The 23,305-nt window shown below is 61.6% G+C and carries 21 protein-coding genes; 10 read left to right on the top strand and 11 right to left on the bottom strand.

The genetic code is table 11. The features are described from left to right. Positions 1–10 precede the first annotated feature (10 nt). Positions 11–604 carry a ribonuclease gene (locus tag EDE09_RS09145; protein ID WP_245505105.1) on the bottom strand — a complete coding sequence of 198 codons (594 nt, stop codon included), beginning with the start codon at positions 602–604 and terminating at the stop codon, positions 11–13. Between the two features lie 147 nt (positions 605–751). On the opposite strand from EDE09_RS09145, the gene EDE09_RS09140 reads away from it, so the two are divergent. Then, positions 752–1,717 (top strand): lysylphosphatidylglycerol synthase domain-containing protein, encoded by a 966-nt coding sequence (locus EDE09_RS09140; protein ID WP_132409895.1) that lies wholly within the window; start codon positions 752–754, stop codon positions 1,715–1,717. Positions 1,718–1,723: 6 nt separating this feature from the next. On the opposite strand, the gene EDE09_RS09135 is transcribed toward EDE09_RS09140, so the two are convergent. Then, positions 1,724–2,572: a 23S rRNA (adenine(2030)-N(6))-methyltransferase RlmJ gene (locus EDE09_RS09135; RefSeq protein ID WP_132409893.1), complete on the bottom strand. Its 849-nt coding sequence runs from the start codon at positions 2,570–2,572 to the stop codon at positions 1,724–1,726. An 83-nt stretch (positions 2,573–2,655) separates the two neighbouring features. On the opposite strand from EDE09_RS09135, the gene EDE09_RS09130 reads away from it, so the two are divergent. Together EDE09_RS09130 and EDE09_RS09125 are read left to right on the top strand one after the other, a co-directional pair. Then, positions 2,656–4,794 carry a molybdopterin oxidoreductase family protein gene (locus tag EDE09_RS09130; RefSeq protein WP_132409891.1) on the top strand — a complete coding sequence of 713 codons (2,139 nt, stop codon included), beginning with the start codon at positions 2,656–2,658 and terminating at the stop codon, positions 4,792–4,794. Beyond that, positions 4,791–5,384, top strand: a complete 594-nt coding sequence (locus tag EDE09_RS09125) for an NUDIX domain-containing protein (protein ID WP_132409889.1) — start codon at positions 4,791–4,793, stop codon at positions 5,382–5,384. Before EDE09_RS09130 ends, EDE09_RS09125 begins: the two co-directional genes overlap by 4 nt. A 26-nt stretch (positions 5,385–5,410) precedes the next feature. Here EDE09_RS09125 and purN read toward each other — a convergent pair whose 3' ends face one another. Next, entirely contained in the window at positions 5,411–6,073 is a 663-nt protein-coding gene (gene purN / locus EDE09_RS09120) for a phosphoribosylglycinamide formyltransferase (RefSeq protein ID WP_132409887.1), read from the bottom strand. Further along, the gene (gene purM / locus EDE09_RS09115; RefSeq protein ID WP_132409885.1) at positions 6,070–7,143 is read right to left on the bottom strand and encodes a phosphoribosylformylglycinamidine cyclo-ligase; all 1,074 of its coding nucleotides are present in this window, start codon (positions 7,141–7,143) and stop codon (positions 6,070–6,072) included. The genes purN and purM overlap by 4 nt, the downstream gene beginning before the upstream one ends. Before the next feature lie 183 nt (positions 7,144–7,326). Between purM and EDE09_RS09110 the strand changes: the two genes are divergently transcribed. The 4 genes from EDE09_RS09110 to ppx all read left to right on the top strand — a co-directional run bounded on the left by EDE09_RS09110 (position 7,327) and on the right by ppx (position 12,978). Continuing rightward, positions 7,327–8,496 (top strand): AI-2E family transporter, encoded by a 1,170-nt coding sequence (locus EDE09_RS09110; protein ID WP_132409883.1) that lies wholly within the window; start codon positions 7,327–7,329, stop codon positions 8,494–8,496. After that, on the top strand, positions 8,493–9,200 hold the full coding sequence (gene hdaA, locus EDE09_RS09105; protein WP_105372048.1) for a DnaA regulatory inactivator HdaA: 708 nt from the start codon (positions 8,493–8,495) through the stop codon (positions 9,198–9,200). The genes EDE09_RS09110 and hdaA overlap by 4 nt, the downstream gene beginning before the upstream one ends. Positions 9,201–9,268: 68 nt before the next feature. Then, positions 9,269–11,452, top strand: a complete 2,184-nt coding sequence (locus EDE09_RS09100; RefSeq protein ID WP_245422837.1) for an RNA degradosome polyphosphate kinase — start codon at positions 9,269–9,271, stop codon at positions 11,450–11,452. 5 nt (positions 11,453–11,457) lie between these two features. Continuing rightward, a complete protein-coding gene (ppx, locus tag EDE09_RS09095; RefSeq protein WP_132409881.1) occupies positions 11,458–12,978 on the top strand; it encodes an exopolyphosphatase in 1,521 nt (506 codons plus the stop codon). Positions 12,979–13,003: 25 nt separating this feature from the next. Here ppx and EDE09_RS09090 read toward each other — a convergent pair whose 3' ends face one another. The 3 genes from EDE09_RS09090 to EDE09_RS09080 form a co-directional block, all read right to left on the bottom strand. After that, complete coding sequence (locus EDE09_RS09090) at positions 13,004–13,354, bottom strand: AraC family ligand binding domain-containing protein (RefSeq protein ID WP_132409879.1); 351 nt, start codon at positions 13,352–13,354, stop codon at positions 13,004–13,006. A 151-nt stretch (positions 13,355–13,505) separates the two neighbouring features. After that, complete coding sequence (locus EDE09_RS09085; protein ID WP_132409877.1) at positions 13,506–14,864, bottom strand: esterase-like activity of phytase family protein; 1,359 nt, start codon at positions 14,862–14,864, stop codon at positions 13,506–13,508. 122 nt (positions 14,865–14,986) lie between these two features. Further along, positions 14,987–15,775 carry an AraC family transcriptional regulator gene (locus EDE09_RS09080; RefSeq protein ID WP_165924148.1) on the bottom strand — a complete coding sequence of 263 codons (789 nt, stop codon included), beginning with the start codon at positions 15,773–15,775 and terminating at the stop codon, positions 14,987–14,989. A 106-nt stretch (positions 15,776–15,881) separates the two neighbouring features. On the opposite strand from EDE09_RS09080, the gene EDE09_RS09075 reads away from it, so the two are divergent. Further along, on the top strand, positions 15,882–16,289 hold the full coding sequence (locus EDE09_RS09075) for a DUF2000 family protein (RefSeq protein ID WP_132409873.1): 408 nt from the start codon (positions 15,882–15,884) through the stop codon (positions 16,287–16,289). 8 nt (positions 16,290–16,297) lie between these two features. Here the strand turns inward: EDE09_RS09075 and EDE09_RS09070 are convergent, their stop codons facing one another. The 4 genes from EDE09_RS09070 to EDE09_RS09055 form a co-directional block, all read right to left on the bottom strand. Then, entirely contained in the window at positions 16,298–17,302 is a 1,005-nt protein-coding gene (locus EDE09_RS09070; protein WP_132409871.1) for a DUF2891 domain-containing protein, read from the bottom strand. 4 nt (positions 17,303–17,306) lie between these two features. After that, on the bottom strand, positions 17,307–18,452 hold the full coding sequence (gene rnd / locus EDE09_RS09065; RefSeq protein ID WP_105372076.1) for a ribonuclease D: 1,146 nt from the start codon (positions 18,450–18,452) through the stop codon (positions 17,307–17,309). A gap of 77 nt (positions 18,453–18,529) precedes the next feature. Further along, positions 18,530–19,768, bottom strand: coding sequence for an MFS transporter (locus EDE09_RS09060; RefSeq protein ID WP_132410105.1), 1,239 nt, complete (start codon positions 19,766–19,768; stop codon positions 18,530–18,532). A 158-nt stretch (positions 19,769–19,926) separates the two neighbouring features. Then, complete coding sequence (locus tag EDE09_RS09055; protein WP_105372039.1) at positions 19,927–20,283, bottom strand: antibiotic biosynthesis monooxygenase; 357 nt, start codon at positions 20,281–20,283, stop codon at positions 19,927–19,929. 126 nt (positions 20,284–20,409) lie between these two features. Here EDE09_RS09055 and EDE09_RS09050 point away from each other — a divergent pair, with 126 nt between their 5' ends. Both EDE09_RS09050 and aspS read left to right on the top strand, forming a co-directional pair. Continuing rightward, on the top strand, positions 20,410–21,342 hold the full coding sequence (locus EDE09_RS09050; RefSeq protein WP_132409869.1) for a LysR family transcriptional regulator: 933 nt from the start codon (positions 20,410–20,412) through the stop codon (positions 21,340–21,342). A 105-nt stretch (positions 21,343–21,447) separates the two neighbouring features. Beyond that, positions 21,448–23,238, top strand: coding sequence for an aspartate--tRNA ligase (gene aspS / locus EDE09_RS09045; protein WP_132409867.1), 1,791 nt, complete (start codon positions 21,448–21,450; stop codon positions 23,236–23,238). The last annotated feature ends 67 nt before the right edge of the window (positions 23,239–23,305 follow it).

The following is a 23,305-nucleotide window of genomic DNA, read 5'->3' as shown; positions in this document are numbered from 1 at the left end:
TCTTCTGAAGTCATTGAGCGGGAGGCAGGGTGATCTGGCTAATCTTGCAGCCGTCGCCGTCCACCTCCGGGCAATCGCGGAAAGACAGGTCCTTGGTCAGGCATATGCGCACCTCTTCCAACCGCTTTCCTTCGCAGCTTGCAGCAATTCCCCGGCGGCTCATACCCGGATTCGCGGCAATGAATCTCTCTTCGATCTGATCGGTCGAGACCGTTAAGGAGGTTTCTCCACGGGAGAGATCGGATGGCAGGCGGATGCGCCCGAAGGCCTCGCGGACCTTGGCGAAATAGTCGCGCTGGTTCAAACCCGTGCAGCTTCCATGTTTTCGCCATTGATGACCGACAAGTCCCATGGACGGCATGATGTCGAACATGGTCTGGCCGAGCGAGCGCGGCACGCGCTCCGGTTCACGCGTTTGGCAGAAATCGGGATAACCTTTTTCATATTGCGGCCAGAGCCCATGGACGATGAAACGGAAACCCTCGTTGCCGCCGCATTGCTGCTCGTTCCGGCCACCATTTTGCAAGGCACAGAAGGTCGGGGACCAGGAGAGCGACAGAACGTAGAAATCGAATTTCCCCGCCTGATCCTGCGCGGGCGCTATTGAAGCGGAGCCAAGAAAACAGGCAAGGAGGCAACCAAAAGCGCGTCGGCGAAGTTGATCGGTCAAAGGTGCCCCCTGAGTGAATTAAGCGACCGAAGCCTTAACGGTATTGATTTAAACAGGGGCGGGAGGAACGGCAATATCGGAATGAAATTCAAGAAGTACTTCTGGCCTGTGGTCGGAGCCATAACCATCGTCGTTTCGGCAAGGTTTCTCTACAAGGAGCTTCGCGGGTTGTCGCTCGACGAGCTGGGAGACAGCTTCGGGGCGATCTCGACGGGAAACTGGGTGCTCTGTGGTTTGTCCACATTGCTGGCCTATGCCGCGCTCGCCGGTTATGACCGGATCGCGCTGATGCATCTCGGGCGCAAGGTGAACTGGTTTTTCATCACCCTCTGTTCCTTCACCACCTATGCGCTCTCCCACAATATCGGCGCATCCGTCGTATCGGGCGCCGTGGTGCGGTATCGCGCCTATTCCGCCAAAGGGCTGACGCCGGCCGAGATCGGCGTGCTGATCGCCGTCTGCTCGTTCACATTCATTCTAGGCACACTCTTTCTCGCCGGCATCGTGCTGATCATCGAGCCCGAGGTTACGGGCCGTTTCGGCGACCTCCTTCCATTGGAGGCAACAGCGGCGACGGGATATGTGCTGCTCGGGCTGGTGGCGCTCTATGTGGCGGCGAGTTTCATGAAGCTCCGGCCGCTTCAGATCGGCTCGCTGAAGATATTTTATCCCGAGCCGCCGGTCGTGCTGCCGCAGCTGCTGATCGCCCCGATCGAGCTCATAGGGGCCGCCGGAATCATCTATTTCGCGCTGCCTGAGGTGGGAAATCCGGGCTTTATGATCGTACTCGGCATCTTCCTGATCTCCTTTTCGGCTGCACTGATTTCCCATGCGCCAGGCGGGCTCGGCGTACTCGAGCTTGTCTTCATTACGGGGCTGCCGGACATGGACCAGGCCGATGTGATTGCTGCCCTGCTGATCTTCCGGCTCTTCTATCTTCTTATCCCGTTTGCTATGGCGCTGGTGGTGGTCCTGTTCTTCGAGCGGTCGCGGTGGCGGATCGAGCATCCGCCGGACCTCGAGCGCGGCAAGCGGGAAAACTCCTGAGGCCGGTTATTCTCCGCGGAGCCAGAAAGCCCGCTGCGAGGCAAAGCGGTCCTGCGCCAGAATGTCCTTCAGCACCGGCAGGAGTGCGTGCAGCTCGTCCTTCAGCGTAAAGGGGGGATTGACGACGACGAGGCCCGAGCCCGAGAGGCCGGTCGCTTCCCGGTCGCTTTTCACCGTGAGTTCGGCGCAGAGCATCTTCGGGATTTCCAGCGCTTGCAGTTTCTCGTGAAAGGCCTTGATCGGCGCACCCTTCTTGATCGGATACCAGAGGCAGTAGGTGCCGCCCGGGAAGCGACGCCAGGCATGGGCGAGACCCTCGGCGAGGCGGGTATATTCTCCCTCCTCCTCGAAGGGCGGATCGACGAGGATAATGCCGCGCTTCTCCTTCGGCGGCAGATGCGCGCCAAGCGCCAGCCAGCCGTCTAGTTCCGTCGCCCGTACCTGGAAGTCTCCTTCGAAGAGATTGTGCAGGCGGTTGAAGTCCTCCGGATGCAGTTCCATCGCAGAAAGCCTGTCCTGCGGTCGGAACAGCATGCGCGCAAGCTTCGGAGAGCCGGGATAAAATTTCAGCCCGCCATTCGGATTCAGGTCCTTGACCGCCGTCAGATAGGGCTCGAGCAGCTCCGATATTTTTGCGGGCAGCTCGGCTTCCATCAGCCGGCCGATGCCGTCGCGCCATTCCCCGGTCTTCTGCGCCTCGTCGGAGGAAAGGTCGTAGAGCCCGACGCCGGCATGGGTATCGAGGACGCGGAATCCCTTGTCCTTCTTCTGGGCGTAGCGGATCAACCGCGCCAGGATGGCGTGCTTGAGGACGTCCGCGAAATTGCCTGCGTGGTAGATATGCCGGTAGTTCATCGTCGCTGCTGTCCCGCGTGAATAATATTGGTGCGCCGCAAATCGCACTTTTTGCGGGGCTCGGCTTGCAATATAGAAAAGCCATGAACGTTGCGACCCCGATCACCGCGAAAACCGCCGCCGAGCCGACCAAGGTCGGCCACACCGTCTGTCCGCACGACTGTCCGTCCGCCTGCGCGCTGGATGTCGATCTCACGCCCGACGGCCGCATCGGCCGCGTGCGCGGCTCCGCCGACAATACCTATACGGCCGGCGTCATCTGCGCCAAGGTCGCCCGTTATTCCGAGCGGATCTACCATCCCGGTCGGCTGATGGTGCCGAAGCGGCGCAAGGGCCGGAAGGGCGAGGGCGACTGGCAGGAGCTTTCCTGGGAAGCGGCGCTGGACGAGATTGCCGACGCCTTCGTCAAGGCGGAAGCCAAGCACGGTTCCGAAGCCGTCTGGCCCTATTTCTATGCCGGCACGATGGGGCAGGTGCAGCGCGATTCGATCGAGCGGTTGCGGCACGCCAAGAAATATTCCGGCTTCTTCGGCACGATCTGCACCAACATGGCCTGGACGGGTTATGTGATGGGGACCGGAGCGCTTCGCGGTCCCGATCCGCGCGAGATGGCGAAGTCCGACTGCGTGGTGATCTGGGGCACCAACGCCGTCTCCACCCAGGTCAACGTGATGACCCACGCGGTGAAGGCGCGCAAGGAACGCGGCGCCAAGATCGTCGTCGTCGACATCTACGACAACCCGACCATGAAGCAGGCCGACATGGCGCTGGTGGTGAGGCCCGGCACCGATGCGGCGCTCGCCTGCGCGGTGATGCACATCGCCTTCCGGGACGGTTATGCCGACCGCGGATACATGGAAAGATACGCGGACGATCCGGCAGGGTTGGCGGCGCATCTCAAATCGAAGACGCCGGAATGGGCCTCGGCGATCACCGGGCTTTCGGTAGACGAGATCGAAACCTTCGCCCGCCTCGTCGGCACGACGAAGAAGACATTCTTCCGGCTGGGCTACGGATTCGCCCGCCAGCGCAACGGCACCGCCGCGATGCATGCGGCGCTGTCGATCGCGACCGTGCTCGGCTCCTGGCAATACGAAGGTGGCGGCGCCTTTCACAACAACGGCGATATTTTTCGGCTCAACAAGTCGGAGCTGATGGGGACCGCCTATGCTGATCCCGATATCCGCCAGCTCGATCAGTCGCAAATCGGCCGGGTACTGACCGGCGACGCCGAAGCCCTGCGATATGGCGGACCGGTGACCGCGCTCCTGATCCAGAACACCAATCCGATGAATGTCGCGCCGGAGCAGCGGCTGGTTCGGCAAGGCTTCATGCGTGACGACCTGTTCGTTGCCGTGCACGAGCAGTTCATGACCGATACTGCGGAGGTCGCCGATATCGTGCTGCCGGCCACCATGTTCCTCGAACATGACGATATCTATCGCGCGGGCGGGCAGAACCATATCCTGCTCGGTCCGAAGCTCGTTGAACCGCCGGAAACCGTGCGCACCAACCTCTTCGTCATCGAGGAGCTCTCAAAGCGGCTCGGTGTCGATCATTATTCCGGTTTCGGCCTCGGTGAACGCGAGCATATCGACCGCCTGCTAAGGGCTAGCGGCTGGTCGGGATACGACGAGCTGAAACGCGATCGCTGGATCGATGCGCAGCCTGATTTCGAGACCGCTCACTATCTGAAGGGTTTCGGATATCCGGACGGAAAATTCCGTTTCAGCCCGGACTGGGCGAACGGTCCGTCACCCAACAAGCCGCCGAAGAACCTCGGGGCTATGGGACCAGTGGCGGAACTGCCGAAATTTCCAGATCAGGTCGACGTGATCGAGTTGGTGGACGAGGCGCATCCCTTCCGGCTCGCGACCTCGCCTTCGCGCAGTTTCCTGAATTCCACATTCGCGGAAACGAGAAGCTCGATCCAGAAGGAGGGGCGGCCGGAAGTCATGATCGAGCCCTCTGACGCAGCGCGACTGGGGATCGTAGACGGCGATATCGTCCGTCTCGGCAATATGCGCGGCGAAATCCGTCTGCATGCTCGGTTGGTGCCCGGCGCGCGCCCAGGCGTGCTGATCGCCGAAGGGCTGTGGCCGAACAAGGCGCATCTCGACGGCGAGGGTATCAACGTTTTGACCGGCGCCGACGCGGTAGCGCCCTATGGCGGAGCGGCTTTCCACGACAACAAGGTCTGGCTTCGCAGGGACGTCGCATGACGGACAGACACGACCGGGTGAAAATCGTCAGCGAAAAGACGCTGTCGGATGGCTGGACGCGGCTTTCAAGCTACGAACTCGACTATACCGACCGCGACGGCGCCACCCATCGGCTGCGCCGTGAGATCTATCACCGCACGCCCGCGGCCTGCATTCTGCTTTATGACCCGAAGCGCGATACGGTCGTGCTGGTGAAGCAATTCCGGCTGCCGGCCTATCTTGCCGGCGAACCCGCCTGGCTGGTCGAGGTGCCCGCCGGCCTTCTCGACGAAGATCATCCGGAGGATGCGATCCGCCGCGAGGCGATGGAGGAGACCGGTTATCGTTTGCGTGAGGTGCGTTTCCTCTTCAAGGCCTTCATGTCGCCTGGCGCGATCATGGAACACATCCATTTCTTCTTCGCGCCGGTCGATATTGCCGACCGTATCAACGGCGGCGGCGGCCTGGCGCAAGAGCACGAGGATATCGAGGTTCTGGAACTGCCGCTCGATGAAGCCCTTGCGATGATCGAAAGCGGCGAGATTTGCGACGGGAAAACGATCATGCTGCTGCAGTGGGCGGCGATCAATCGCGATAAGCTATCGGACTGACTGCCGCCCTGCCGTAACGGTTTGGTCTAGAGTGCTGGGGAGATCAGCCTAGCGTCGTCCTTTTCCGGCACGCCATCGAATACGGCCTTCGCCACCTCCATCCGCACCTTCCCTTCGGCGAGCAGCTTGAGCGACAGCGGGTAGAGCTTGTGCTCGACGGTCAGCACCCGGGCGGCGAGCGTCTCGGCGGTATCGCCGGCAAGCACCGGCACGGCGGCCTGGGCGAGGATAGGGCCTTCATCCATGCCTTCCGTAACGTAATGTACTGTGCAGCCGGCGATCTTCATGCCCGCGTCAATGGCGCGTTGGTGCGTGTTGAGGCCGGCGAAAAGCGGCAGGAGGGCAGGGTGGATGTTGAGGATGCGGCCTTCATAGCGGCTGATGAATTCTCCTGACAGGAGCCGCATGAAGCCGGCAAGGCAGAGGATGTCGGGCCGGATTTCATCCAGCGCCGACAGCATCGCCGCCTCATGGTCCTGTTTGCTCGCAAAGTTCTTGCGTTCGAAGACGAAGGTCTTGATGCCGCGCGCTTCCGCCCTGGCAAGTCCGCCGGCCGAAGCCTTGTCTGAAATGACCGCGACGATTTCGGCAGGAAAGTCCGGTGCGGCGCAGGCATCCGCGAGCGACAGCATGTTGGAGCCGCCGCCGGAAATGAAGACGGCGACGCGTTTGCGCGGCGTGCCGATCATAGGCCGAGTGTGCCCTGGTAGATCACGCCGGCGCCGCCCTCGGGGCGATCGACCATGCGGCCGAGCGGAACGACCACTTCGCCTTCCGCCCGGAGAATGTCGCTGACGGCTTGCGCGTTTTCGGCGGCGACCACGACAATCATGCCGATGCCGCAGTTGAAGGTCCGCAGCATTTCCTTGGGCTCCACGCCTCCCGTCTTGGCCAGCCAGGAGAAGACGGGCGGAACGGGTATGGAATCGAGATCGACTTCGGCCGCAAGTTTCTTCGGCAGCACACGCGGGATGTTTTCCGGGAAACCGCCGCCGGTGATATGTGCGAGCGCCTTCAGCGCTCCGGTCTCGCGGATCGCCCTCAGGAGCGGCTTCACGTAGATGCGGGTGGGCGTGAGCAGCGCTTCACCCAGAGTCATGCCGTCACGGAAGGGGGCAGGTGCATCCCAGGCGAGACCGGAAAGCGCGACGATCTTCCGGACCAGAGAAAAGCCGTTCGAATGGACCCCTGAAGAGGTGAGGCCGAGAATAAGGTCTCCGGCGGCGATGTCTCCGACCGGCAGCAACTGACCGCGTTCGGCCGCACCCACCGCAAAGCCTGCGAGATCGTAATCGCCGTCGGAATACATGCCCGGCATTTCGGCGGTTTCGCCACCGATCAGCGCGCAGCCCGCCTCGCGGCAGCCGGCGGCGATGCCGGTGACGATCGCAGCACCCTGGTCGGGGTCGAGCTTGCCGGTGGCGAAGTAATCGAGAAAGAGCAGAGGTTCTGCGCCCTGCACGACGAGGTCGTTGACGCACATGGCGACGAGGTCGATGCCGACGGTGTCATGGAAATCGGCGTCGATGGCGATCTTCAGCTTCGTCCCGACGCCGTCATTTGCGGCAACCAGGATCGGATCGGTAAAGCCTGCGGCCTTGAGATCGAAGAGGCCGCCGAAGCCGCCGATCTCACCGTCCGCGCCCGGCCGGCGGGTGGAGCGCACAGCCGGTTTGATCTTCTCGACCAAGAGGTTGCCCGCGTCGATATCGACACCGGCATCGCTATAGGTGAGACCGTTTTTGCCCGCCTCGCTCATCGTCCGTCTCCAATGGCCATTTTAGCGGCCCGCCATTGCACGACATGGCGTCGGATGCAAGCGTTGCCAGCGCTTTTGAAGGCTTTTCACAGCGCTCGCTGCACTGCGATCGAACTCTTGACCACGCGGGCGCGGGCATCCTATCCCTGTCTGCGACCGCGGTCACGCTTGAAGGGAGCGGCGATGCCATACCATGTCAACGGTGCAAACCTCAGGCGCCACATTCTTTTCTGGGTCGGCGCGCTGGCGGTCGTCGTCGTTTTTCTCTGGTTCTTCCGCTCCATTCTGCTGCCTTTCGTAGCGGGCATGGCGCTCGCCTATTTTCTCGATCCGGTTGCCGACTGGCTGGAGCGGCGCGGACTGAGCCGGCTGATGGCGACCGTGGTGATCCTCGTCTGTTTCGTGCTGGTCTTCGTGCTGTCGCTGATGCTGGTGATCCCGATCATCATCAACCAGTTCACCGAATTTGCCGCAGCTCTGCCGGGTTATATCTCCCAGCTGCAGCAGATCATCTCCAGCCCCGAAACCTCCTTCCTGCCCTCTTGGGTCGGCAGCCAGATCGAGACGATCAAACAGAACTTCTCCGAAGTGCTGAGCCAGGGCGCCGGTTTTATAGGTTCGCTGCTCGGCCAGATTTGGAATTCCGGCAAGGCGATCGTCGATGTGGTCTCCTTGCTAATCGTCACGCCCGTGGTTGCCTTCTACATCCTGCTCGACTGGGACCGGATGGTGGCGAAGGTCGACAACTGGATTCCGCGCGACCAGGTGCATACCGTGCGCCGGATTGCCCGCGAGATGGATGAATCGGTTGCCGGTTTCATCCGCGGCCAGGGTTCGCTCTGCCTTATCCTCGGTATCTTCTACGCGGTGGGCCTGTCGATCGTCGGCCTCAATTTCGGGCTCCTGATAGGCTTTGTGTCCGGCATGATCAGCTTCATTCCCTATATCGGTTCGCTGATCGGGCTGGTGCTTTCGGTCGGCGTGGCGCTGGTGCAGTTCTGGCCGGATTATCCGTGGATACTGGCGGTTGCCGGCGTCTTCTTCGTCGGCCAGTTTGTCGAGGGCAACATTCTGCAGCCGAAGCTGGTGGGCGAAAGCGTCGGGCTGCATCCCGTCTGGCTGATGTTCGCGCTCTTTGCATTCGGCGCGATGTTCGGCTTCGTGGGTCTTTTGATCGCGGTACCGGCCGCGGCTGTGGTCGGCGTGCTTGTCCGCTTCGCCCTGTCGCGGTATCTTGACAGCGACATCTATTACGGCCGGACGGCCACGCTTCCCTGGCAGGAAGAGCCACCGCCCCATGTGCTGGAGCACAGCGGAAACGACGCCCAGATCGGCGCACCGAAAGACCAATGACACAAGCAAGCGAACGCGAGCGGCGTAAAAGCGAGCAATTGCCGCTGCAATTCACCCATGATGCGGCGAAAGGCCGGGATGACCTCCTGGTTTCCGAGCGCCTGGCGGCGGCCGTTGCGATCGTCGATGAATGGCCGGCCTGGCCATCGCCGGTCGTCGTGCTGGCAGGGCCTGTCGGATCAGGCAAGTCGCACCTTGCCCACATCTGGCGCGAAAAGGCCGGCGCGGTCGACATTCACCCGGTCGTGGGTTCGAATGCCGCCGCACTGGCAGCGGCCGGCCCGGTGCTTTTCGAAGATGCCGAGCGGCGCGGTTTTGACGAGACGGAACTCTTCCACGTGATCAACAGCGTGCGGCAGAACGGCCATAGCCTGCTGATGACGTCCAGGCTCTGGCCGATGTCATGGGGCGTGACACTGCCCGACCTCAAGTCGCGCCTGAAAGCGGCGACCGTCGTGGAGATCGGCGAACCGGACGAGGAACTGCTGGCGCAGGTGATCGTGAAACTTTTTGCCGACCGGCAGCTTTATATCGATGACAAACTCGTGGGCTATATCGTCAACCGCATGGAGCGTTCTCTCGGCGCCGCCCAGGCGATCGTCGAGCGGCTGGACCGTCTGGCACTTGCCCGCGGCACCCGGATCACCCGGTCGATGGCCGCGGAAGTGCTCAACGATTATGGAAATTCAGGCCCTGGCGATTGACTGTGACAGTTCGCTCGTCGAATTATGTTCAGCCCCAAGGGGTTAGCGGAGGTGACCAGATGGATTCGATGACGACGGAAAAGCAGCAGCCCGAGCCGACGGCGGCAGATGCCGTCGATCAATTGCTGTCGAGCCCGGATCGTTTCATCAACCGCGAATTCTCCTGGCTGCAGTTCAACCGGCGCGTTCTCGAAGAAACGCTGAACACGGCGCACCCTCTTCTGGAGCGAGTGCGCTTCCTCTCCATTTCGGCCACCAACCTCGACGAATTCTTCATGGTCCGCGTTGCGGGCCTCGAAGGACAGGTGCGGCAGGGGATAGCCATCCGCAGCCCGGACGGCAAGACGCCCGCCGAACAGCTCGATGCGATCCTGCAGGAGATCGACAACCTGCAGATGGAGCAGCAGGCCTCGCTTGCCGTGCTGCAACAATATCTCGCCAAGGAAGACATTCTTATCGTGCGGCCGGGGGCGCTTGCGCCGGAGGATCGCGCCTGGCTCGCCAATTCCTTCGATGCCGAACTCTTCCCGATCCTGACGCCGCTGTCGATCGATCCGGCCCATCCGTTTCCCTTCATTCCCAATCTCGGCTTTTCCATGGGCCTGCAGCTTCACAGCATGCACGGCAAGGAGCCGATGACAGGGCTCTTGCGCCTGCCGACGACGCTCGACCGTTTCATCCGTCTCCCCGACGACGGCGCCACGATCCGCTACATCACGCTCGAAGACGTGGTCGGCATGTTCACCGACAGGCTGTTTCCCGGCTATGAGGTGAGGGGCGCCGGCACCTTCCGCATCATTCGCGACAGCGATATCGAAGTGGAGGAAGAGGCCGAAGACCTGGTGCGCTTCTTCGAGACGGCGCTGAAACGCCGCCGCCGCGGCAAGGTCATCCGCATTGAGACGGATTCGGAAATGCCTGCTTCGCTGCGCCAGTTTGTGGTTCAGGAATTGGGCGTGCCGGAAAACCGGGTTGCCGTTCTGCCGGGCCTGCTGGCGCTGAATACGCTTTCGGAAATCGCCAAGGCGCCGCGCGACGACCTGAGGTTCGAGCCCTACAATGCCCGATTTCCGGAACGCGTCCGTGAGCATGCCGGGGACTGCCTCGCAGCCATTCGCGAAAAGGACATGGTGGTCCACCATCCTTACGAGTCCTTCGACGTGGTTGTGCAGTTTCTTCTGCAGGCGGCGCGCGATCCTGATGTCCTCGCGATCAAGCAGACGCTCTACCGAACCTCCAACGACAGCCCGATCGTCCGAGCGCTGATCGACGCAGCCGAAATGGGCAAGTCGGTGACGGCGCTGGTGGAGTTGAAGGCCCGTTTCGACGAAGAAGCCAATATTCGCTGGGCGCGCGACCTGGAGCGCGCCGGCGTTCAGGTCGTCTTCGGGTTCATCGAATTGAAGACCCATGCCAAGATGTCGATGGTGGTGCGCCGCGAGGACGGCAAGCTCAGAACCTATTGCCACCTCGGCACCGGCAACTATCACCCGGTGACTGCAAAGATCTACACCGACCTTTCCTTCTTCACCTGCAACCCGAAGATCGCCCATGACATGGCGAACATCTTCAACTTCATCACCGGCTACGGCGAACCGGCGGAAAGCATGAAGCTTGCGGTTTCGCCCTATACGCTTCGCCCACGCATCCTGAAACATATCGAGGAGGAGATCTGCCACGCGCAGGCTGGAAAGCCGGCGGCGATCTGGATGAAGATGAATTCGCTGGTCGATCCGGAAATCATCGACGCCCTTTACAGGGCAAGCCGCGCGGGTGTCGAAGTGGATCTGGTGGTGCGCGGCATCTGCTGCCTGCGTCCGCAGGTGCCAGGGCTCTCCGACAATATCCGCGTCAAGTCGATCGTCGGCCGCTTCCTGGAGCACAGCCGCATCTTCTGCTTCGGCAACGGTTACGGCCTGCCGTCCGACAAGGCGCTCGTCTATATCGGCTCCGCCGACATGATGCCGCGCAACCTCGACCGGCGTGTCGAGACGCTCGTGCCGCTCCTGAATCCGACGGTGCATGAGCAGGTCCTCTCGCAGATCATGCTGGGCAACCTGATTGACAACCAGCAAAGCTACGAGATATTGCCCGACGGCACGTCGCGGCGCATGGAAGTGCGCAAGGGCGAGGAACCTTTTAACGCGCAGCACTATTTTATGACCAATCCGAGCCTGTCCGGGCGCGGTGAAGCTCTGAAATCGAGTGCTCCGAAACTGATTGCCGGCGTGATGTCGGGACGCAAGAAATAGGCAATATGGTAAGATCAGAAGCCCAGGGGCGCCTTCCGGGCATTGCCCCTGTCTCCGTCATCGACATCGGTTCGAACTCGGTCCGTGTCGTCATTTATGAAGGCATGTCGCGCGCGCCGACCATCCTCTTCAACGAGAAGGTGCTTTGCGGGCTGGGCAAAGGCCTAGGGTCGAGCGGCCGCATGGACGACGAAGGCGTGGCGCGGGCGCTGGCGGCATTGAAGCGCTTCCGGGCGCTTTCCGCACAGGCGCAGGCAAGCCAGGTCTATGTGCTCGCCACCGCCGCTGCGCGTGAAGCTTCAAACGGCCCCGATTTCATCCGCGAGGCGGAGGAGATTCTCCGTCAGCCGGTTCAGGTCCTCTCGGGCGAGGAAGAGGCTCGTTACTCCGCGCTCGGGGTCATCAGCGGCTTCCACGACCCCGACGGGATCGCCGGTGATCTCGGCGGCGGCTCGTTGGAACTGATCGACATAAGGGGCCAGGAATTCGGCCGAGGCATCACCCTGCCGCTCGGGGGGCTGCGGTTGTCCGAATCCTCCGGCAATTCGCTCTCCAAGGCCCGCGCGTTTGCCCGTAAGCAGGTCAATACCGCCCGCTTCCTGAAAGAGGGCGCAGGCCGCACCTTCTATGCAGTCGGCGGCACATGGCGAAACATCGCCAAGCTCCACATGGAGATCAGCAAATATCCTCTGCATATGATGCAGGGCTACGAATTGCCCCTCGAAGAGATGCAAAGGTTCCTCGACGAGGTAGTTGCGGCCAAGGATTCCAAGGATCCGGCCTGGCAGGCGGTATCGAAAAGCCGTCGCTCGCTTCTGCCCTTCGGCGCCATCGCCATGCAGGAAGTGCTGAATGTGATGAAGCCGGCGCGGGTGAGCTTTTCGGCCCAGGGCGTCCGCGAAGGTTATCTCTATTCCTTGTTGCCGGACGAGGAGAAGGCGAGCGATCCGCTTCTGGTTGCCGCCGATCAGCTCGCCATCCTGCGCGCCCGATCGCCCGAACACGCCCGCGAGCTTGCCGACTGGACCGGCCGGATGGTGCCGGCTTTCGGAATTACCGAGACCGAAGAGGAAAGCCGCTATCGCCAAGCGGCCTGCCTGCTTGCCGATATCAGCTGGCGGGCTCATCCGGACTATCGCGGCCTGCAGGCATTGAACCTGATTGCCCATTCATCCTTTGTGGGCATCACCCATGCGGGCCGGGCCTATCTGGCGCTTGCCAACTACCATCGCTTCGAGGGCCTGCACGACGACGGCGAGACCGGTCCCCTCGCCACGATTGCAACACCGCGCCTTCTCGACCTTGCCAAACTGCTCGGCGGCCTGCTCAGGGTCGTATACCTGTTTTCCGCGTCCATGCCGGGTCTGGTCCACAACCTGACCTTCCGACCCTCGTCCAACCCGAACCTCGACCTCGAATTCGTCGTGCCGCACGCCTACAGCAATTTTGCCGGCGAGCGGTTGGATGGACGGCTGCAGCAATTGGCAAGGCTGACGGGCAAGCGGCTGGCATTTGTGTTCGAGTAGGCTGGGGCAGGCGCGCCGTCATGGCTTACGCATGTGCCGGCCGCCAATGCGGATAGGTGACATAGGCCGTCACTGCGCCTTCTTCGTGCGACCGGATGGTCACCGCTTCGCCTTTGGGCATGTACACAATCTCGCCGGGTCCCGCCGTGACCGTACCGGCGTCAGTAGAGACCGAAAGGCGTCCTTCCAGAATGATCATGACATCATCCACTGCCATCGTCTCTGTGAGGCTCTGGTTAGGCGCATAGCGTCCATAACCGATGGTGATCGGCCCCCCGTGCCGTTCGTCGACCAGATTGCCGACAAACACGTCTGCCTGCTGTCCGGGGGAGCGTTCCAACGGCGCGTTGTCGATCGTGAGTTTACGGATTTTCATCGTCTCTCTCCATTTTGTGTGCACAGGTAGCGCGGAGCACCGTTGCGCCAAGACGGGTACAAACTTTTGAGAAGGATGTTCGGATGTCCGAGCCCCCGAAAAAAAGAGCGCCCGGCTTCACCGAGCGCCTTCTGCTGTGTTGAAATGGCGTTTATTTCGCGGCCAGGAATTCACCGGCTTCGATGAGGCTGAACTCGTTGTTGTCGGCCTTGTCGACGGCGCGGCCGGCAGAGAAGGGCAGGTTGTTGTCGTTGCCGATGACGAGATGTGTGGCGTCGACGATGTCGACGTTCTCGATCGTCACGAAAGGCATGTCGTAGATACCTTCGATATTGCCTGCCTTCTTCTTTTCCTCGGGATCCTGGATCTTCATCAGGTCGATATAGCCGATCTTGCGGACCGCCCGGCCGACATTGGCATCGCTCATCTCGATCTTGTAGACGCGCTTGTGCTTCGCCGGCGCGTTGAAGCAGGTGGCTTCCGGCTTGGTCGGATCGGCGCAGGCGCGGTCGGCGGCGCCGGACCCGTTGTCGCGCTCGATGACAAGTGCGGTCGTCTCGTCGATCATATTGAAGTCGCCGATCGCTTCGCCGCCCTTGGACAAAGGGTAGAGCCAGGAACGGCCCGTCCACTTCTTGGAGGCGACATCGAACTCGATGACCCGCAGCGCCGTCTGCCCGTCCACCTGTTCTACCTGCCCGTCTTCCTTGTAGATTGCGCCTTCCAGAAGGCCATAGAGCTTGGAGCCGTCTTTCGACATGGCCATCCCCTCATAGCCGCCGGAGCGCTTCAGGTTGAAGGCGCCCATCTTGGCAGCGGGATTGGCTGGCGTCGTGAGGGTGGGATTGTCCGGCGAGGAAACCGGCTTGCCGTCGAGCAGCGTCGGCACGACATCGGTGAGGCGACCCTGCAGATCGACCTTGATCACATAGGGGCCGAATTCATCGCCGAGCCAGAAACCGTCGGCCACCGGCTGGATCGATTCGATATCGAAATCGGCGCCGGTGAGATAACGCGTGTCGGACGCTTCCATGGCGATCGGGAACGGCGCGATCTTGTTCGGGTCAGAGAGGAAGACGTTCTTGAGCACTTCAGTCTTGTTGCCGGTCCAGTCGAACTTCATCTGGTGCAGGAAGAGCATGGCGTCGGAGGAATTGGCTTTCGAGCCGAAGCCGTTGTCGGAGAGCGTCCAGAACGTGCCGTCGGCCATGGTCTTGATCCCGGAAAAACCCTGGATCGGCTGGCCGTCGAGCGGCAGTTTGACGTCGGTGATACGGGCGCCGTCCTTGCCCGGCAACGTGCCGAGGGCTTCGGTGCGCTTGCGGTCGGGCGTGGTGAACTTGCCGGAGGTCTTCAGGAAGGCTGGGGCATCGGCAGGTGCCGCCACGACCGTGTTGGCCGGCAGGACCGCCTGTCCGACGAGTTTGGCCGGATAGGCCTTTTCTTCGGCTGAGGCAGAACCGCCGAAGAGTGTGGCGAGCGCGACGGAAGCGAGAAGGAGTCTGGTCATGGAGCACCCTTTGGGTTGGCGTGATGGCAACCGCTTAAGGAGGGCGCATGACGGGCAGGTGATGGAACTTTGAAGCTTCGATGAAGCTTTGGTGACGGGATTTTTAAACGCTAAAAGGCTCGTTATGTGCTTTGCCGCAGCGCCACCCACCGGCCTGGCGTCATGCCGAACGTCTTCTTGAAATGGCGGGTGAAATGGGCCTGATCGGCAAAGCCGGCATCGGCCGCCGCATCCGCAAGACTGTCGCCTTCCGACAGCCGGAGCTTGGCGCGGTCAAGCTTGCGCATGACGAGATAGCGGTGCGGGCTGGTGCCGAGAAGGCGGCGGAACTGCCGCGCGGTGGTATAGCGGTCGAGGCCGCTGACGGCCTCCAGTTCTTCCGAAGAGACGGCGCGGTCGCAATTCTCCTGCAGATAGTCGCGGCAGCGGAGGATGGCCTCGCGCGCCGTCGACGCGCCCGAGGCGCCACCACGGCTATCGGCGTGACGCCAGAGGCTCTGGGCGAGACGGACGACGATATCGTCCAGCAGCAATTCCTGCGGCTCGGCCTCGAGATCGTCGAGCGCCTCGGCGAGGCATTGGCGGAAATCCGGATCTTCGACCACAGGCGAGGGCACGAAGGGCAGGCTGCTTGCGCCTCCGTTCGCCTCGATCAGCCGCTCGGGCGGCAGATAGAGCATGCGGTAGCGCAAGCCGTCTTCCGTGCCGGCGGCACCGTCATGCACTTCGTCCGGATGCAGCACGATGACATTGCCCGGCATGCTGGCGCGGAGTGCGCCCCGATACTGGAAGGTTTGCACCCCGGAAACCGTGAAACCGAGCGCATAGGTATCGTGCCGGTGGGGAGAAAAACCGTTCCCATGGAAGCGCGCTTCTATCCGTTCGATGCCGAGGGAGGAGGGGGCCTGCACAATACCGTCGGGCTTCTCCAGCGCTCCGCACGAACGTTCAAGACCGCCGGCAGGCGCCGCCGTTATCTCGTTGCCTCTCGCATAACCTTCGACGGAGTTATTCTTCATGTTCGATACCAAGATCGCGATCGTGCTTCGCGATGACCTCGCTCCCTGGCAGGAGCTCAACGTGACCGCATTCCTGACGAGCGGCATCATCGCCCAGCATCCAGCGGTCATCGGCGAAGCATATCGGGATGCGGCAGGCCATGTCTACAATCCGATGAGCATCCAGCCGATCGTCGTTCTGGCGGCGGACCGGGAGACGCTTCGGGCCGTCCACCGCCGCACGCTGGAGCGCGAGGTGACGACCTCTGCCTATATCGAGGAGATGTTTGCGACCGGCCACGATGCTGCCAACCGCGAGGTTTTTGCAAAGTTCGCGCCTGACGACGCGAAGCTGGTGGGTCTGGCGCTGAGAGCGGAGAAAAAGATCGTCGACAAGATCACCAAGGGCGCGAAGATGCACCCTTGAGCAACGGACTAGGCCTCCAGCGCCAGCACGGCAAAGCTCGCCAGCCAATGTTCGCCCATATAGTCGCCGGCGACATGGGGGAGAGCATGGCCGAGATGTTCCGCGGCGGTTCTTTCCATGACGGACCGCCGGGGATCGGCTCCCGGCAGCGCTTTCGCAAGCGAACGCCAGCACCAGGCGCGGGAAAGGTTCAATCCGTCCAGGTGGGCGATCTTACCATCCGAGCGATCCGAAACGGAGGCCGGCGAAAAGAGCGTTGCGGGCTGCTCGGCTTTGATCGCTGGCAGGAAGCCGTCGAACCACCGGATAAAGGCATATTCCGGCATCAGCCGACGCATGCATTCTGCCTCGATCAGTGCGGATGAGAGGAAATCATCGCCGGAGGGCTCGCCCCAGGCCGGGCAGGCTTCGTCTCCGCCGTACCACCGCATTGCGGTCTTCTGGAGTAGATCTCCGAAGGCGGCGTCGCCGACCGCTTCGGCATAGTCGGCTGCGAGCCTGAGGGCGAAGGCGGTGTTGAAATGCGTGCCGACCCGGACCGGATAGGTGGCGATCGGCAGGAATTCGCTAAAGCGTCCGACGAACACGTCGGAGAGCGGTTTCAGGTTATCGAACCAGCGGCGCTCATCGAGCAGATACAATTCGGCGGAAAGCTTGAGCAGCCAGCCCCAGCCATAAGGGCGCTCGAATCCGCGGGCGAGCGGCGCCGCCATATAGGCGCATTCCCTGGCAACATTTTCCGGCACCAGCATCTCGTCAAACAAGGAGCGAATGCTTTCGGCGGCCGGAATTTCGGGAAACTTGCGCAGGATATAGGCCAACATCCAGTAGCCGTGGACACAGGAATGCCAGTCGAGGCTACCGTAAAAGATCGGATGCAGCTGGCTGGGCGTCCTGGCATCTTCTGGGCCGGCAAAGGCATTGGCAGGCTTGTTCGGATACTCCCGCCGCACATGCCCGAGCGCAATCGTCGCAAATTGCTGGGCGGTTTCTGCGGTGAGGGACTGATGCATGGCGCTAGAACTCGACGGCCTCGACCTTCTTGTTGACAAAACGCAGCCCTACGCCGCCATCGATCAGCTTTAGGGCGGTTTCGCCGAAGAGTTCGCGCCGCCAGCCGTGGAGCGCCGCCACCTCCGCCTTTTCGCCCTCGGATGCGATCTTCTCGAGATCGTCGGTATTGGCGATGATCTTGGCAGCCACGCCTTCGCGGTCCGAGATCAGCTTCAGCAGAACCTTGAGGAGTTCCACTGCCGCAGCCGTGCCTTCCGGTACATGCACATGCCTCGGCGCATGCGGCATCTCGGTCTTCGGCAGGGCGAGCGCGGCATTCACCGCTTCAATGATTGCAGCGCCCGAGGCCGAACGCTCCCAACCCTTGGGAATCGTCCTGAGGCGTGACATGGCTTCCGTGTCCTTTGGCTGCTGCTGGGCGATCTCGTAGATCGCATCATCCTTCAAGACGCGCGAGCGCGGCACATTCCGGCTGCGCGCCTCGCGCTCCCGCCAGGCCGCGACGAATTTGAGGACTGCAAGCTCCGCAGGCTTTCTCAGACGGGACTTCAGGCGCAACCATGCATCGTCTGGATGCAGGTCATAGGTCGCGGGCGACTCGAGGATCGCCATCTCTTCCGACAGCCACAAAGCCCGCCCTTCTCGTTCCAGCTCTTCCTTCAGGAACAGATAGACGTCGCGCAGATGGGTGACATCCGCGAGAGCGTATTCGAGCTGCTTTTCCGACAGCGGCCGACGGCTCCAGTCGGTGAAGCGCGAGGACTTGTCGATATGCACACTCTTGATCCGGCTGACGAGCTGATCATAGGAGACCGAGTCGCCGAAGCCGCAGACCATGGCCGCGACCTGGGTGTCGAAGATCGGATGCGGCACCAGGTTTCCGAGATGGTAGACGATTTCGATATCCTGCCTTGCGGCGTGGAAGACCTTCGTAACGGCCGGGTTCGCCATCAGCTCGAAGAACGGCTTGAGGTCAAGCCCCTTGGCGAGCGGATCGACCAGCACTTCGAGCGTGGGGCTTGCCATCTGGATCAGGCAGAGTTCCGGCCAGAAGGTCGTCTCCCTGAGGAACTCGGTATCGATGGTGATGAAGTCCGATTGGGCCAGCTTGATACAGGCTTCTTCGAGTGCGGCGGTCGTTTGGATCATCGTTTCATTCACATGAGGGTGCTCAGCTTTCCTTCTCCTTCCCGCTGCATATGTCAATACAGCAGAAGGCTTGAGCGTTACTCTCGCTCATCTTTATCTGGCGGCCCGGCCAGTTTGTTGAAATAGGCCGACGTCCTCAAGAGCGGCCGGAAGCGCCAGGTCCGCTGCGACGGCGGCACGGAGGGCCGCGCCCGCATCCGCCTCAGTGTGAAGATCATGAAGCCGAGGAAGATGAAGGAGGTATAGGCGAAGAAAGCCTGCGGCCCGTAATATTCGAGAAGAATGGAGGCCAGAAGAGGGCCGACGGTGGCTCCGGCCGACCAGTAGAAGAGCAGGCCTGCCGAAACCAGCGCATGTTCGCCAGGCTTGGCATAGTCGTTGCCATGAGCGGAACAGAGCGAATAGAGCGGCATGGAGAAGGCGCCGAACAGGAATACGGCGATGATATTGGCCGTCTCGCTCGCACCGGCGCCGAAGGAGAGATAGGCGCCGGTGACGATCGAGCCGAAGGTCGTCCAGAGAATGACGCGCCGGCGGTCGAGCTTGTCGGAATAGATGCCGAGCGGATATTGCAGCACGACGCCGCCGATGATGCCGGCGCTCATGAACGTGGCGATCGAGGTGATGCTCATGCCGATCGCTTCCGCATAGATCGGACCGATGTTGCGGAAAGCCGCCATCGACAGGCCGACCGAGACGACGCCGACGACGGCGAGAGGGGAAATGCGCCAGACCGCCTTCAGGTCGAAGGCGACAGCCTCAGGCGGCGCTGGCCCTGATTTATCTGCAAGCGAAATCGGCACCAGCGAGAGCGTCAGCGCAATTGCGATGATGTTGAAGACCACCGAGCCGTCTATGCCGGCTGCCGGGATAATGTATTGAGCGATCGTGACCGAACTCAGGTCGACGAGACGGTAGACCGAGAGGGTTCGAGCCCGGTTGGCGTTCGTGACCTTGGCGTTGATCCAGCTTTCCACCGTCGCGAAGAGACTCGCGACGGCAATGCCGATCACGAAGCGCATCACGAACCAGAATGCCGGGTCGATGATCATCGAGACGCTGAGCGACGCGGATGCGGCGATCGCCGCCATGGCGGCGAAGGTCCGGATATGGCCGATGGCGCGCAAGAGGCGGGTCACATAGATGCAGCCGACCGCAAAACCGACGCTGTAGCCCGCGCCGATCATGCCGATGATGGAGGGGGAAAAGCCCTCGGCGGAGCCGCGCAGCGCGATGTACGTGCCTTGCAGCCCATTGCCACCGATCAGGATGCCTGCGGTGACGAGAAGGGGGATCAGCGGACGGATGTGGCTCATGGGTGCCGGGAAGAGAATCGCTGTCGGAAATGACAATGCGTTTCTATCGCGTCAACGATGTTCAATACAGCTCATAAAACGACCTTGTCCGGCCTCTCGTGCGGGAGTCTGTGGTTGGATGCAGAAGCCCCGCGGACGGGGCTTCTGCCCAAGTGGAGCTAACCCTGTTGGCCAAGCTTGGGCAGGATGAGGTCGTCGACGCCATAGGTGTGGAACTCAAACGTGGAGACTTCGTCGAGCTTGCGGAACTTTTCGCGGAAGACAGGATCGGAGAAGAAATCGTCGACGTTGCCGGCATCGCGGATGGCCTCGATATTCACCACGGTCTTGCCGTCCGTGCTTTTGGCGAGGTTGCTCCAGAGAAATCCTTCCTTCCGTTCCGCGACGTAATGAACGACATCCTGAATGATGCGGAAGGCTTCTTCCTGCTTGCCTGGATGAGCGTGGATGACATTGACGATGAAAGTGGTCGGTTCCGGCGTTGCGCAGAAGCCGGCGGTAAGAAGCGTATCCATCAGTGAAGTCCTTTAAGTCGGGAAGCGGTCTTTTTGCCGCGTCCACTGGATATCCACGTGATGATGAAAGATAAATATTCCGCTATTCGCAACAGTGCGGATGCAAATTCCGCAATCGGAGTGATAATGGATAGATTGGGAACGCTCGACATCTTCGTTCAGGCGGCAGAGGGTGGCAGTTTCGTCGCTGCCGCCAGGCGGCTCGGGATATCGAGTTCCGCTGTGGGCAAGGCGGTGGCGAGGCTGGAGCAGGAGATGGGCGTGCGCCTCTTCCACCGCTCCACGCGAAGCATGACACTGACGGAGGAGGGCAGTTATTTTCTGGATACGTGCCGGCGTATCCTATCCGAACTGGATGTGGCCCAATCGGAGCTGTCGCGGCTGCGTGCAGCCCCCCGGGGTCTACTGCGCGTCAGCCTGCCGCTGGTTGGCATGCTCCTGATGCCGACCATCTCGGCCTTCATGCGCGCCTATCCCGAAATCACCATGGATCTGGACTTCACCGATCGACTGGTCGACGTGATCGAAGAGGGGTTCGACGCGGTCATCCGTACCGGGGAAGTACGGGACACGCGTTTGATGAATCGCAAGCTCGGCTCATTCCGCCATCGGATTGTCGCCTCGCCCGGTTATATCCAGGCATGGGGACGGCCAAAAGTGCCGCTGGACCTTCTGGACCACCGATGTCTGCACCATCGTTACCCGAGTACCGGCAAGCTCGAACCTTGGCCGCTCGCCGTTGAAGACGGAAATTCGCGCTTGGTCCTGCCGGTCGCAGTCACCGCCAGCACACTTGAGCCGATCATCCATCTTGCCGAGCAAGGTTTTGGCATAGCTTGCCTCCCTCCCTTCGTCATCGGACCGCAGCTCGATGACGGGCGCCTCGTCACCCTGCTGGATGACCACATCGTCCAGACAGGAACTTTCCGTGTGCTTTGGCCGACTGGTCGCTTCCTATCGCCAAAAATTCGCGCCTTTGTGGATTTCATGGCCGATAATCTGGTTGTGGACGGCGCCGCCGCCGCGCCGCTGAAGGCAGTCTCCGCTGCCAAGCCTTGACAAATAGGGCTGGCCATGCGCTTTTCCCGCCGATTTTCCTTAAAGCCGGCTGGCCGTGCTTCGCACGCCGATTGCCGCAAAACGCACCAGTCCAGGATATTTGAAATGCACCGTTACCGCAGCCACACCTGTGCCGCCCTTCGGAAGTCCGATGTCGGTTCCACCGTCCGCCTGTCCGGTTGGGTGCATCGCGTGCGAGATCACGGCGGCGTGCTGTTTATCGATCTGCGCGACCACTACGGCATGACCCAGGTGGTTGCCGATCCGGACAGCCCGGCCTTCAAGGTCGCCGAAACCGTGCGCGGCGAATGGGTGATCCGCATCGACGGCCTCGTCAAAGCGCGCTCGGACGACACCGTCAACAAGGGCATGGCGACCGGCGAGATCGAGCTTTACGCGCAGGAGATCGAGGTTCTTGCAGCCGCCAAGGAACTGCCGCTGCCGGTCTTCGGTGAGCCGGATTATCCTGAAGACGTGCGTCTGAAATACCGCTTCCTCGACCTGCGCCGCGACACGCTCCACAAGAACATCGTCAAGCGTACCCAGATCATTTCCGACATCCGCACCCGGATGAATTCGGCGGGCTTCGGCGAATATACGACACCGATCCTGACGGCGTCGTCGCCGGAAGGCGCACGCGACTTCCTTGTGCCCAGCCGCATCCATCCCGGCACCTTCTTCGCACTGCCGCAGGCGCCGCAGCAATACAAGCAGCTGCTGATGGTCGCCGGTTTCGATCGCTACTTCCAGATCGCACCCTGCTTCCGCGACGAAGACCCGCGCGCCGACCGCCTGCCGGGCGAGTTCTACCAGCTCGACCTGGAAATGAGCTTCGTCACCCAGGAGGATGTCTGGGATACCATGGCGCCGATCATGACCGCGGTGTTCGAGCAGTTCGCCGAAGGAAAGCCGGTTACCAAGGAATGGCCGCGCATTCCCTATGACGTCGCGATCCGCAAATACGGGTCCGATAAGCCGGACCTGCGAAACCCGATCGAGATGCAAGCCGTCACCGAACATTTCGCCGGCTCCGGCTTCAAGGTCTTCGCCGGCATGATCGCTTCCAATCCGAAGGTCGAAGTCTGGGCGATCCCGGCCAAGACCGGCGGCAGCCGCGCATTCTGCGACCGCATGAACGCCTGGGCGCAGTCGCTCGGCCAGCCGGGCCTCGGCTACATCTTCTGGAAGGAAGAGGACGGCAAGGTTGGTGGTTCCGGCCCGCTTGCCAAGAACATCGGGGAAGAACGCACCGACGCGATCCGCACCCAGCTTGGCCTTGATGCGGGCGATGCCTGCTTCTTCGTCGCCGGCGAACCGGCGAAGTTCTACAAGTTCGCAGGTGAAGCGCGCACGAAGGCCGGCGAAGATCTGAATCTGGTGGATCGCGACCGGTTCGAGCTGTGCTGGATCATCGACTTCCCATTCTACGAATGGAGCGACGAGGACAAGAAGATCGACTTCGCGCATAACCCGTTCTCGATGCCGCAGGGCGGTCTCGAGGCGCTGCAGACGAAGGATCCGCTGACGCTCAAGGCCTATCAGTACGACGCCGTCTGCAACGGCTTTGAGATCGCCTCGGGCTCGATCCGTAACCAGTCGCCAGAAGCCATGGTCAAGGCTTTCGAACTGGTAGGCCTCAGCCAGGCGGATGTCGAGGAGCGTTTCGGCGGCATGTACCGGGCCTTCCAGTACGGCGCCCCTCCGCATGGCGGCTGCGCTTTCGGCATCGACCGTATCGTCATGCTGCTGCTCGGCGCCAAGAACCTGCGCGAAATCACGCTGTTCCCGATGAACCAGCAGGCTCAGGACCTGCTGATGAACGCGCCGTCGCCGGCGACCCCGAAGCAGCTCATGGAACTTTCGCTTCGCGTCATGCCCCAGGCAAAGAAGGACTGAGCGCCTTAGGCGTTAAATTGAAGAAAAGTCGGCAGCGATGCCGGCTTTTTGATTGGGGCCGCCCTGC

Source organism: Neorhizobium sp. S3-V5DH, from assembly GCF_004343065.1.
In the GTDB taxonomy this organism is placed as follows: domain Bacteria; phylum Pseudomonadota; class Alphaproteobacteria; order Rhizobiales; family Rhizobiaceae; genus Neorhizobium; species Neorhizobium huautlense.
This window is presented reverse-complemented; position numbering and strand designations above follow the sequence as displayed.

Coding starts and splice junctions, on each gene's coding strand:
- EDE09_RS09140 (WP_132409895.1), top strand. CDS start 752: ATGAAATTCAAGAAGTACTTCTGGCCTGTGGTCGGAGCCATAACCATC.
- EDE09_RS09135 (WP_132409893.1), bottom strand. CDS start 2,572: ATGAACTACCGGCATATCTACCACGCAGGCAATTTCGCGGACGTCCTC.
- EDE09_RS09130 (WP_132409891.1), top strand. CDS start 2,656: ATGAACGTTGCGACCCCGATCACCGCGAAAACCGCCGCCGAGCCGACC.
- EDE09_RS09125 (WP_132409889.1), top strand. CDS start 4,791: ATGACGGACAGACACGACCGGGTGAAAATCGTCAGCGAAAAGACGCTG.
- purN (WP_132409887.1), bottom strand. CDS start 6,073: ATGATCGGCACGCCGCGCAAACGCGTCGCCGTCTTCATTTCCGGCGGC.
- purM (WP_132409885.1), bottom strand. CDS start 7,143: ATGAGCGAGGCGGGCAAAAACGGTCTCACCTATAGCGATGCCGGTGTC.
- EDE09_RS09110 (WP_132409883.1), top strand. CDS start 7,327: ATGCCATACCATGTCAACGGTGCAAACCTCAGGCGCCACATTCTTTTC.
- hdaA (WP_105372048.1), top strand. CDS start 8,493: ATGACACAAGCAAGCGAACGCGAGCGGCGTAAAAGCGAGCAATTGCCG.
- EDE09_RS09100 (WP_245422837.1), top strand. CDS start 9,269: ATGACGACGGAAAAGCAGCAGCCCGAGCCGACGGCGGCAGATGCCGTC.
- ppx (WP_132409881.1), top strand. CDS start 11,458: ATGGTAAGATCAGAAGCCCAGGGGCGCCTTCCGGGCATTGCCCCTGTC.
- EDE09_RS09090 (WP_132409879.1), bottom strand. CDS start 13,354: ATGAAAATCCGTAAACTCACGATCGACAACGCGCCGTTGGAACGCTCC.
- EDE09_RS09085 (WP_132409877.1), bottom strand. CDS start 14,864: ATGACCAGACTCCTTCTCGCTTCCGTCGCGCTCGCCACACTCTTCGGC.
- EDE09_RS09075 (WP_132409873.1), top strand. CDS start 15,882: ATGTTCGATACCAAGATCGCGATCGTGCTTCGCGATGACCTCGCTCCC.
- EDE09_RS09070 (WP_132409871.1), bottom strand. CDS start 17,302: ATGCATCAGTCCCTCACCGCAGAAACCGCCCAGCAATTTGCGACGATT.
- rnd (WP_105372076.1), bottom strand. CDS start 18,452: ATGATCCAAACGACCGCCGCACTCGAAGAAGCCTGTATCAAGCTGGCC.
- EDE09_RS09060 (WP_132410105.1), bottom strand. CDS start 19,768: ATGAGCCACATCCGTCCGCTGATCCCCCTTCTCGTCACCGCAGGCATC.
- EDE09_RS09055 (WP_105372039.1), bottom strand. CDS start 20,283: ATGGATACGCTTCTTACCGCCGGCTTCTGCGCAACGCCGGAACCGACC.
- EDE09_RS09050 (WP_132409869.1), top strand. CDS start 20,410: ATGGATAGATTGGGAACGCTCGACATCTTCGTTCAGGCGGCAGAGGGT.
- aspS (WP_132409867.1), top strand. CDS start 21,448: ATGCACCGTTACCGCAGCCACACCTGTGCCGCCCTTCGGAAGTCCGAT.